Source organism: Paenibacillus vini, from assembly GCF_018403325.1.
GTDB lineage: Bacteria > Bacillota > Bacilli > Paenibacillales > Paenibacillaceae > Fontibacillus > Fontibacillus vini.
In genome coordinates, this window is the sequence record NZ_BOSL01000010.1 from 187,327 (window position 1) to 198,502 (window position 11,176).

Below are 11,176 nucleotides of genomic sequence, written 5' to 3' on the forward strand. Positions count from 1 at the left end.
GAGTCCAATTATTAAATTCGATGCCCGGGTACGTTAAAATAATGTAAATAAACTTACATAAATTATATTTATGAAAAAATACACGTCATAAGCCGTCCGTTCGCTGCTATTCGGATTGGGCATGAGTCGCTTTTGCCCTTCCTAAATCCGGTATGTTAATCTATTTCTAGCAACGCACCAGACAATGAAAGTGAGGCCGTCTCTCGTGAAACTGGACTGGAACACCGAGGCCCTGTCGCCGGGTCAGTTTAAAATTGCGGACTATATCCAAAAAAACTCGCAAACCGTCCTGTTCTCCACCGAACAGGAAATCGCCGACGCGCTGGGGCTGAGCATTGCTTCGGTCTCGCGGTTTTGGCGTACGGTCGGTTTCAAAAATATTAAAGATTTCAAAACCAAGCTGCGGAGTCAGCTCGACGTGACGCCCGCGGCAAAAATGAAAAATATTATGGACAAAGCGGACGCCAGCCCGCTCCCCCAGCAATTTCTCGCCACCACCATGAGGCATCTCGAAGAAACGCTGACCCATTATTCCGCGGATTCCTTCGAAGCCGCCGTCACGGCTCTGACTTCGGCAAAGCGCATCTACATCTATGGTCCGGGCCCTTCTGCCGGACTCACGGAATTGCTTCATTACAGGCTTGGCCGATTCGGCCTGTCCATCCATCGGCTGGACCGCGGCGGAAGCGAGATGTTTGAAGATCTTCTACATCTGGGCGAAGAAGATCTCGTAGTTCTGTTTGGGTTCGTCCGATTGCTGCCGGAAGCGAAGGTGATCGTCGATCATGCCAAAGAGACTGGCTACCGGACTTTGCTCATCACGGATCGGCTCGTTGCCAACTTTTCCGATCAATGCGATATCACGCTGTTTGCCAGCCGGGGTGAAACGTGGGAATTCCACTCTATGATCGCCCCTACGTTTATAGTAGAAAATTTAATTGTCGCGGTAGGAATGAGAAATCAGGACGATCATCTCCGCAAATTGAATGAGTTGAATCAACTACGAAAAAAATACGCCCATGAGCTCCCTAGATGATCAAAATATAAACCTGCTTTTCGTAATTTGGAGTCAAAATTTTTTTAATATTTTTTTCATCCCCGCTGGCCCGCACCGCGGTTGCTTTCAGAGGAATTTTCATTATTTTCAATCGTCAAATTCGAGCTAGGCCCATTTACAAACACAACATATTGGGGTAAATTAATATCACTACAACAAAATATAGTGTGAACGGGTGGTCCGGCGCCCAAGACGCCGGGTCTTAAAAGGGAAGGCGGTGAAAATCCGCTGCGGTCCCGCCACTGTAATCGGAACGCCTGGGAATCCGTCGTGATCCTCCCAAGGCAATTCGCCCGACATGATGCCACTGAGGGAATTTATCTCTCCCCCGGGAAGGCGTCGGCGCATCACCGAAAGTCAGGAGACCTGCCCGTTTGGAAGACACCGCGCTAACCTGCGAGGAACAGGGAGGTGTCCGATGCAGCTCATGCATAGCTTTGTTTTAACTTCTTTTGTTACGCCTTCCTATAGCTATCATTCTGGAGACATTCGGGCATTTTCAACCTTGCCGGGTTGGGAATGCTTTTTATATGCGAGTATTACCCAGTTATCAGGGAGGAGAACTAAGATGTCGTTGTTGAATGTAATCGATACGGAAGTAAACCGGGAGCAAATGATGGAGGAAGTTATCCGTCTTGGCGAAGAAATCGTCGAGAGTTCAAATTTGGAGATCCTGCGCGAAAACGCCAACTTAAACGGTGAAAGCTTCTCCGGCAAAATGAGCAAATTCGGCAGCGAGTACTCGAAATGGTATGCAAATCATTTTGTTATGCCGCCGCGGATCGTTCAAGCGATCAAGGACAATGTAGTCTATGTGCATGACCTCGATCAATACGCGATCGGCACGACCAACTGCATTTTCATTCCGTTTGCCAAGCTGCTGCGCGAAGGCTTCAACACCGGCAATGGCAGCGTCCGGCCGCCGAACTCGATCATGACCGCGATGGCGCTCGTAGCGATTATTTTTCAATCCCAGCAAAACTCCCAATACGGCGGCGTATCGGCCAACATGATTGACCACGACCTGGCTCCTTACGTAGCGAAATCCTTCGCCAAATACTTCCGCAAAGGACTGGAGTATTTTGAGGAAGGTGACGGCGAGGCCGACTTTGGCGGCGAAATCAATATGAGCCGGAGCGACCTTCAAGAGCAATATCCGAAATCTTTTAAATATGCGTTAAAAGAAACCGAAAGCGAAACGCTGCAAGGCGCGGAGAGTCTGATTCATAATCTGAATACGATGTCCAGCCGCGCGGGGGGACAAATCCCATTCACCAGCATCAACTACGGCACCTGCACGTCTCCGGAAGGCCAGCTCGTCATCAGCTCTCTGTTGACGGCAACGATGCGTGGACTCGGCAGCGGAGAAACACCGATTTTCCCGATTCAGATTTTCAAATGCAAACAAGGCGTCAACCAAAATCCGGGAGAGCCGAACTATCATCTCTTTCTGAAGTCGGCGGAATGCTCAGCCAAGCGGCTGTATCCGAACTTCGCCAACCTGGACGCCCCGTTGAATCTCATGCACTACGATCCGGCCGATCCGGATACCGAATTCGCTACGATGGGCTGCCGCACGCGGGTGCTGAGCGACCGCTTCGGACGCAATCACCTGTCCGGCAAAGGGAACCTTTCCTTTAATACGTTGAACCTCGTCAAGCTCGGACTTGAACATGGGATTGCATTGGGACGGAGAAACGTTGCGGATGAGCGCGGTTTCTACCATGAGCTCGACCATTACCTCGACATCGCGCTGGAAGGCCTGCTTCACCGTTACCAAATCCAGGCCGCGCAAAAAGCGAAGGCTTCCGATTTCATGATGCGCGAGGGCGTTTGGGAAGGCGGCGACAAGCTGGACCCCGAGGATAACGTCGGCGAATTGATCAAACACGGCTCCCTGTCCATCGGATTCATCGGGCTGGCGGAATGCATGAAGGCGATGTACGGCAAGCATCATGGCGAAGATGAACAGGTATACCAAAAAGCTTATGACCTGATCGCCTACATGCGCGACTACTGCGACAGACAAGGCGATCTGCACAACCTGAACATCACGTTGTTCGCCACGCCGGCGGAAGGGCTGTCCGGTAAATTCACCAAGCGTGACCAGGCCTTCTACGGCACCGTGCCGGGTGTCGTCGACCGGGAGTATTACACGAACTCTTTCCATATTCCCGTGTACTACAAAATTAGCGCCGCGAAAAAGATTCAGCTGGAGGCCGCGTTCCACGGACTGTGCAATGCAGGAGCCATCTCTTATATCGAATTGAACGGAAACGCCCGGAGTAATCCGGCGGCATTCCTGCAAATCGTTCAATATGCCTTGTCGCAGCAGGTCAGCTACTTCAGCATCAACCATCCGATCGACCGCTGCTCCGCGTGCGGGTTTGAGGGCATCATCGGGGCCACCTGCCCTTCCTGCAGCAGTCACGAAAAGGATGTTTACATCCGCCGGTTGCGCCGAGTGACCGGGTATCTGACCGGCGACTATCAGACGCGCTTCAATGCCGCGAAACAGGCCGAAGTCCGCGACCGGGTGAAACACGACGCATGAACATATGCGGCTACTACCCGGAATCCATCAATGAAGGCGAAGGACTTCGCGCGGCCATCTTCATCAGCGGCTGCCGTCATTACTGTAAAGGCTGCTTCAGCGCAGCCACCTGGAATTTCAATTACGGCGAGCTATTGACGCCTGAACGCGAGTTGGAGATCATCACCGATATCATAAACAACCCCCTGCTCAGCGGGGTCACCATTCTAGGCGGGGATCCGTTCTTCTCCGCCGCCGAGGTCGGCGGCTTAGTCGATCGCTTGCGCCTTGAAGCCGGGCGGTCCATACCGATCTGGATTTACAGCGGGTATACGTACGAAGAATTGACGGAGCACCGGGATACGCCGGAATTTCGATTACTGGAACGCTGCCAAGTGCTGGTAGACGGGCGTTTCGTCGAAGAATTGCGGGATCCCTCCCTGCTCTACAGGGGCAGCTCCAACCAGCGTCTTATCGATATTGAGGCCAGCTTGGCGCAAGGTCAGCCTGCCCTCTGGGAGCCAACTTTCTCTTTCTAGCTGTCTTACTTTCTAGTATAATTGATAATCTGTGATGCTTTTTATAGACAACATCCTACAAAAAGCGTCACAGGTACTCAGCAGCTTGATTTATTTAGGCTGCGGGGGCCCCGGGAATATAATCATTTGCATATATAAACATCATTCGCGTCTTTCCGGACGCCCTTTTATCCTCAATTATTCTCAATTTGAGAATTAAAAGATTAATAGATTTAACCGGATTGCATCCGGTCCATTATCTCATGCCAGGAAAGCGAGGAATTTTATTCATGCCACTACTCGTCTCTAAACCCAACAACCGTCAACTCGCGTTCGATAACGAACGTCTCGGTGTTTATGCCGATCGCATTCTGGACGGATTACATACCCTGGACAAGGAGCGGCTGCTGCGCGGCGTCAATGCCAAACTCAGACGCGACGAAGTTACCGGTGAGGAAATCAGCAACGCGTTCACCATGTCCGCCTTGGAGCTTGTTACCAAAGAAGAGCCCGACTGGAAATACGCGGCGGCCCGCTCGCTGCTTACCTCCCTTTATAAGAAGGCGGCCGTCAACCGCCGCTACAAAGCTTACCCGGAAGAGCCTTACGGGTCGTTCTACCATCTGATCACCGATTTGTGCAAAATCGGCATCTACCGCGAAGAATTGCTGGAGTGCTACACCAAGGAGCAAATCGAGGAATTGGGCCACACCATCGACGCTTCCCGCGACCTGCTGTTTGACTACATCGGACTGCTGACCTTGACCGAGCGTTACCTGGCTACCGATTTCGAAGGCCGGACGATGGAGCTGCCGCAAGAGCGTTATATGGTCATCGCCATGTACCTCATGCACCGCGAGCCTGCCGAAACCCGTCTGGAACTCGTTAAAGAAGCTTACTGGGCGATGAGCAATATTTATATGACGGCTGCAACGCCAACGATGTCCAATGCGGGTAAAAAAGTCGCCGGTCAGCTCTCCAGCTGCTTCATCGATACGGTTGACGATTCGCTGGAAGGCATCTTCGATTCCAACACCGACGTGGCCCGGCTCAGCAAAATGGGCGGCGGGATCGGCGTCTACCTCGGCAAAGTGCGTGCCCGCGGCTCCGACATCCGTGGTCACAAAAATACCAGCTCCGGCGTTATCCCTTGGATTCGCCAGCTGAACAACACCGCCGTCAGCGTCGACCAGCTCGGCACGCGCAAAGGCGCGATCGCCGTTTATCTGGACGTTTTTCATAAAGATATTCTCGCCTTCCTCGACCTCAAGCTGAACAACGGCGACGAGCGGATGCGCGCGCATGACGTGTTCCACGGCGTCTGCCTGCCGGACCTGTTCATGGAGGCTGTTGAAGCGCGCGGCGAATGGAACCTGTTCTGCCCGCACGAAGTGAAGAAGACGATGGGCTGGAAAGATGAGAACGGCCGCCCGCTCGGCCTGGAGGATTTTTACGATAACGAATTTGGCAAAGGACAATTCCGCGAGAAATACGAGGAAGCGGTCAATCACCCGACCTTGTCCCGCATCACAATGCCGGCGATCGATATCATGAAACGCATCATGAAATCGCAGCTGGAAACGGGAACGCCTTACATGTTCTACCGCGATACGGTCAACCGCGCCAACCCGAACCGGGCGCACGGCATGATCTACTCGTCCAACCTGTGCACGGAAATTATGCAGAACCAGTCGCCGACCGTAGTCGAACAAGAAGAACTCGTGACGAAGGACGGGCAAACCCGGATCGTCGTTTCGAAAATCCCTGGCGATTTCGTGGTCTGCAACCTGAACTCGATCCATCTGGCCCGGGCCGTACCGGCCGGCGTACTCGACCGTCTTGTGCCGATCCAGACTCGGATGCTGGACAACGTCATCGACATTAACAATATCGAAGTGTTGCAAGCTCAATATACGAACAGCCAGTACCGGGCCATCGGCCTCGGCACGTTCGGACTGCATCACCTGCTCGCGCTCGAAGGCATCCGCTGGGAATCCGACGAAGCTGTAGCTTATAACGATGCGCTTTACGAGAAAATCAACTACCTGCTGGTTAAATCCAGCATGGAGCTGGCCATCGAAAAAGGCCGCTATCCGAAATTCGCCGGTTCCGACTGGGAAAACGGACATTACTTCACCTACCGTGGATACACGGACGGCTCCCGCGAGGGCAAATTCGTAACGACGGAGCAATGGAAAGAGCTTGCCGAGCAAGTCAGCAAGAACGGCGTCCGCAACGCCTGGATGTTCGCGATCGCACCGAACGGCTCGACTTCGATCATCGCCGGTTCTACCGCAAGTATCGATCCGCTCTATGAGCTGCTCTCTTATGAAGAGAAAACGACGTACAAGATCGCTAACCCGGCACCGGATCTGTCCGAGAAAACGATCTGGTACTACAAGACGGCGTTCCTGGTCGACCAGCACGCGTCCATCAACATGGCGTCCGCTCGCCAACGCCACGTAGACCAAGCGCAAAGCTTCAACTTCTACGTGCGCCCGGATATCAAGGCGAGCGAGTTCCTGGAACTCCATCTGCACGCCTGGAAGGCCGGTCTGAAATCGACCTACTATGTGCGCAGCCGGGCCTTGACCATTGAAGAGTGCGAGTCCTGCGCATCGTAAGCTGTTACAGTTATAGCTTTCTCTAATTCCGCACGAGTCGGGCATGGTTGGAAAAAATACAGGGAGATTACCTTGATGACTCCATGCCAAGCCTCTCGATTGGATAAAATCCAATGAAGCGGCCTCAAAAACGCTACTTTAGCTTAAAAAGTGATTTTTGATTGGATTATATCCATCCATGCTTGGGAATTAGCTCATTTTAACGATAATGATTGGAAATATTCCAATGAGAATAGCATTTCCATTCCATCCGTAACTCAGAAATGAAAAGGGGCCGACATGGCCCCTTATAATCAAGGAGATGAAATCCATGCAACTGCAAACGATTTTTAATACGGAGGCACCGAACAAATCGACCCGGATCATCGGTGGCGAGTGCTCGGGGATTCTGAACTGGAACGACATCCGCATGCCACACATGTATAAGCTGTACAAAGTGCTGCTTCTCAATCACTGGATTGCCGATGAAATTCCGATGAATAAAGATGCCCAGCAATTCGCCCAGCTTGATTCCGAAGAACAGCGCACCTTTAAGATCAACATCTCGCTGCTCGCCGTGCTCGATTCGATGCAGACGATGTTCGTCGGCGACGTGAAGCGGTATTTTACCGACTCCTCGCTGGAGGCCATTTCGGCCATTATCGGGCAGCAGGAAGTCGTGCATAACCAGTCCTATTCCTATGTTCTCTCCTCCATCGTTTCCGACCAGGAGCAAAAGGAGATTTTCGAATACTGGAAGCATGACCCGGTTCTGCTGGAACGCAACAAATTCATTTCCGACATCTATCAAAACTTCCGTAACGAAGCTTCTCCGCAAACCTTTTTCGAGGCGCTGGTGGCGGATCTTATCCTGGAAGGCATTTTCTTCTACAGTACCTTCGCCTTCTTCTACAACCTCGCCCGCGACCAAAAAATGATGGGTACGAGCCAAATGATCTCTTACATTCAGCGTGACGAGAACCAGCACTGCTACTTCTTCGCCGAAGTGTTCAAGCAATTGCTGATCGACTATCCGGAGCTGAACACTAAAGAGAACATCGACTACTTGTACCGGACGATCGACCGGGCCGTGGAGCTGGAAACGAATTGGGCTTACTATACGCTTAAAGAAGTCCGTGGCATCGACCTGAACGAACTGTCCGACTACATCAAATACATCGCCAACAAACGCCTCACCCTGATGGGTATGGAAAAAGCCTATCAAGGCGTTGACGTGAACTGCATGCCTTGGATCAAGCCGTTCTCCGACGAAGCGCTCAATGCGACGAAGACCGACTTCTTCGAAGCCAAGTCCCGCAACTACGGTAAAGTCGGCGACGACAACGGATTCGACGATCTGTAAAAAAAGATTTGTAAAAAAGATCTATAAAAAAGAGGCCTTGCCCATCGGCAAGGTCTCTTTTTCATCCATCCATGATGGCTAACGGACATAGGAGCCGTTATTCGACTCATTTTCGGCCATTTCGGATTTTAACGGTCACAGCGGCTCTTATACGGCATAAAAGACAGACTTTGATTACGATTTGGGCCGTTTAAGGTCTATGGTGTCCGTTAAATATAAGAATGGCGTATTTTTCGACTGATAACGACTCTGGTGTCCGTTACGCTCCTTCGTAAGGGTTTATCGTTAAATCACTTCTTACTTCTTACTACTCACTTCTCACGTCCCTTACCTTCTCCCACGCTCTCTACGTTTATAGCTCTCACGCGAAGGGCGGACCAAGGCAGCGGAGCGCCATCCGGATGAGTCACGTAAACCGTTCGGCTCTCGCCCGGAAGCAAGTCGAAGTAGTTATCGCTGTAGCGGACGCGGCCGAGCGGGAGCTCCAGCTTGACGAATCGGGCGGCTCCCGAGCCCACCGCTTTGACAGTCACACTGCCCCCTTCCTCATCCGTCCGTACTTCGAGGACGGCGGACGGCAGAGAGATATCCTTCGGGGCACGCAGGTAGTATCGGTTCGCGGGGGCAGCAAAGCCATCGGCGATCAGCTCGACTAGTACTTCCTCCGGCGCTGCATCCTTCAGCGCTTCCGCTTCGCTAAGCGAGCCGATGCGAAGCGCAGACAGCGGGGCGACCTCCACTGGAAAGACGGCGGCGATCCAGGTGTCTGTCCCGTTTGCGTCCACATCCACGTCCACAAACTCCTTTGTCTCCAGCCTAGACACCTTGACTCGGACTTCTCCCTTCAACGTGTCCAAGCTGTCGTTGACGACCCAAATATTCAGGTCTTCTCCAGGCTCATGCTCCAACGACACCAGTAATGGGTGGAAGAACGTCTTGGCATAATAGTAAGAAGCCTTTGGCAGCAGTTCGTAATCGATCATCGACCAGCTTGTCCCCGGCCAGCTGTCATTCAATTGCCAGACGAGCGCCCCGCTATTGCGGTGACGGTTTCTCCGGAAATGTTCGATCCCGTACTTCAGCCCTTCAGCCTGTGTCAGCATCGAGAAATTCATGTATTCCTCTATGCTCTGGGGAATGCCTGTGTAACTCTCCATCAGCAGAATCCCTTTTTGATGATTCGTATCCTTGTTGCGATAAGCCATCTCAGGGCTGCCCCAATAGAACTCCCCTTCCGGAATATACTTCTCCAGCGTATAGCGGTTAGCTGACGCATGCATCCCGAACTCGCTGCTGAATAACGCGAAGTCTTGCTTGAAATTTTTGAACGACACGCCCTTCATGCTGTAATCAAGCTGCGGCGGCTCTCCCTCCATCCTCGGATAGACGGACCCGTGCCACACCTGCCAATTATGCCGGTCTCCGGTATGGGGATCGTTCGCATCGTAACCGTCTTCGGCCCCGTAAGGCGAGGACGGCCAGTATGGCCTTGCAGGATCCAGATCCTCCAGCACCTCGGGAATCAGCTCGTGGTAAATGCTTTCCCCAAAAAAGGCACCCGTAATATCCCCGCCGGCCGACTTCATATCGTACAGCCAGTCAATCTCATTGTTCCCGCACCAAAGTGCCAGCGAAGCCCGGTTCCGCAAACGTCGGACATTATCCTCAACTTCCCGGCGGACGTTGTCCATGAAATCGCGGTTAAAGTCTGGAAATAGCGCGTTGGCGAACGCAAAGTCCTGCCATACCAGCACCCCTTGACGATCGCATTCGTCGTAAAATACTTCTTTCTCATAAATGCCACCCGCCCACACGCGCAGCATATTCATCCGGCCTTCCACGGAAAGTTCGATCAACTCCCGGTATCTCGAATCCGGAATGGCCCCGATGAGGTGATCGGCCGGAATCCAGTTTGCCCCTTTGGCGTATATCCGAACACCGTTCAGGACAAAGGCAAACAAGCGCTCTCCCTCTGGATCCTCCAGCGCCAAATCAAGAGTTCTGATGCCAAATGGTTGTTCATACCGGTCCAACACCAGGCCATCCTCTGACCGCAGTACCACTTCTAAAGTGTACAAATACGGCTCGCCAAGGTCATGCGTCCACCAGAGACGAGGGGCTTCCACACCCAATTCCGCAGCAACCGTGATTTGCCGTCCTCGGCTTCCCGGTCCGTAAACTTTTTTCCGGGAACCAAAAGGGGCGATTGGCCTTACAGCCGTTGAACATACAGCACTTGGTTCTACAGCTCTCTGTTCTACAGCACTCGGTTCTACAGCTCTCTGTTCTACAGCACTCGGTTCCACAGCATCCGAACTTACAGCATTCGGTTCTGCAGCACTCGCTGCTGCCGAGCCCGTCACCAACTGCCCCCCGGCTTTCAACAACCGAATCTCTACTTCCATAGGAAGATCGGTGCGATAAGCCGTGACCTCCGTTTGAACCGACACCTTCGCCTGGGCTGAATCGGCCGTTATCGTATAGGCATAGACGCCTTCCAGTTTTGCGGAGCGCCGCCGTTCCAGCCGGACCTTGCCCCAAATGCCGACCGTAACCATCCGGGGGCCCCAGTCCCAGCCGAAGTTCATCGCGGCTTTACGCAGCCACGGTCTTTCTTTTGTATAAGAGGACCATTCGAATAGCTCTTTGTCACGGTTGTGGAGATACAGCGGATCGAATTTCACGGCCAGCGAATTCCACCCCGGCCGAACGATTCTCGTAACATCAAAGGAATGAGCCATAAGCATATTCTCGGCTGCTCCAACCTCATGTCCATTGACATAGATAGTTGCAAACGTATCAAGTCCTTCAAAAGTTAGCTCAAACCGTTCGCCCCCCTCTAAGTCCGGAGAAGCTTCTATAGTAAATCCCGTACGGTACCACCATTCCTTGCGCTCAATCCAACGGGATTTGGCGTCATTGTGACCCGTATACGGGTCGTCGATAATCCTTCTGGCGACCAATGTGGAATGCACATCCCCCGGGACCGATGCCGTAATCCAGAACCGGTCGTCCAAGCCGTAGGCGGCAAGCTCCTGCGGAGGTCTCTCTCCCGGTTCAAAATGCTGTATTTTCCATGGCCCTGTAAGCTCCATCATTAAT

Annotated in this window: 6 protein-coding genes and 1 riboswitch; of the genes, 5 read left to right on the forward strand and 1 reads right to left on the reverse strand. The window is 52.6% G+C overall.

What is annotated here, in order from left to right:
- Window positions 1-205: 205 nt before the first annotated feature.
- The 5 genes from KJS57_RS16340 (at window position 206) to KJS57_RS16360 (ending at window position 8,074) form a co-directional block, all read left to right on the forward strand.
- The gene (locus KJS57_RS16340) at window positions 206-1,036 is read left to right on the forward strand and encodes a MurR/RpiR family transcriptional regulator (RefSeq protein WP_213655602.1); all 831 of its coding nucleotides are present in this window, start codon (window positions 206-208) and stop codon (window positions 1,034-1,036) included.
- 177 nt (window positions 1,037-1,213) lie between these two features.
- Window positions 1,214-1,445, forward strand: a riboswitch (cobalamin riboswitch).
- A gap of 225 nt (window positions 1,446-1,670) precedes the next feature.
- Window positions 1,671-3,611: an anaerobic ribonucleoside triphosphate reductase gene (locus KJS57_RS16345; protein ID WP_373316829.1), complete on the forward strand. Its 1,941-nt coding sequence runs from the start codon at window positions 1,671-1,673 to the stop codon at window positions 3,609-3,611.
- A complete protein-coding gene (nrdG, locus tag KJS57_RS16350) occupies window positions 3,608-4,129 on the forward strand; it encodes an anaerobic ribonucleoside-triphosphate reductase activating protein (protein ID WP_213655604.1) in 522 nt (173 codons plus the stop codon). The genes KJS57_RS16345 and nrdG overlap by 4 nt, the downstream gene beginning before the upstream one ends.
- 269 nt (window positions 4,130-4,398) lie before the next feature.
- Window positions 4,399-6,732 carry a ribonucleoside-diphosphate reductase subunit alpha gene (locus KJS57_RS16355; RefSeq protein ID WP_213655605.1) on the forward strand — a complete coding sequence of 778 codons (2,334 nt, stop codon included), beginning with the start codon at window positions 4,399-4,401 and terminating at the stop codon, window positions 6,730-6,732.
- Between the two features lie 310 nt (window positions 6,733-7,042).
- Window positions 7,043-8,074 carry a ribonucleotide-diphosphate reductase subunit beta gene (locus KJS57_RS16360; protein WP_213655606.1) on the forward strand — a complete coding sequence of 344 codons (1,032 nt, stop codon included), beginning with the start codon at window positions 7,043-7,045 and terminating at the stop codon, window positions 8,072-8,074.
- Between the two features lie 311 nt (window positions 8,075-8,385).
- On the opposite strand, the gene KJS57_RS16365 is transcribed toward KJS57_RS16360, so the two are convergent.
- A complete protein-coding gene (locus KJS57_RS16365; RefSeq protein WP_213655607.1) occupies window positions 8,386-11,169 on the reverse strand; it encodes a glycoside hydrolase family 2 protein in 2,784 nt (927 codons plus the stop codon).
- Between the last annotated feature and the right edge of the window lie 7 nt (window positions 11,170-11,176).

Bases quoted from the DNA above. Each gene is read 5' to 3' on its own strand.
- KJS57_RS16365 (WP_213655607.1), bottom strand. From the start codon at position 11,169: ATGGAGCTTACAGGGCCATGGAAAATACAGCATTTTGAACCGGGAGAG.
- KJS57_RS16345 (WP_373316829.1), top strand. From the start codon at position 1,671: ATGATGGAGGAAGTTATCCGTCTTGGCGAAGAAATCGTCGAGAGTTCA.
- nrdG (WP_213655604.1), top strand. From the start codon at position 3,608: ATGAACATATGCGGCTACTACCCGGAATCCATCAATGAAGGCGAAGGA.
- KJS57_RS16355 (WP_213655605.1), top strand. From the start codon at position 4,399: ATGCCACTACTCGTCTCTAAACCCAACAACCGTCAACTCGCGTTCGAT.
- KJS57_RS16360 (WP_213655606.1), top strand. From the start codon at position 7,043: ATGCAACTGCAAACGATTTTTAATACGGAGGCACCGAACAAATCGACC.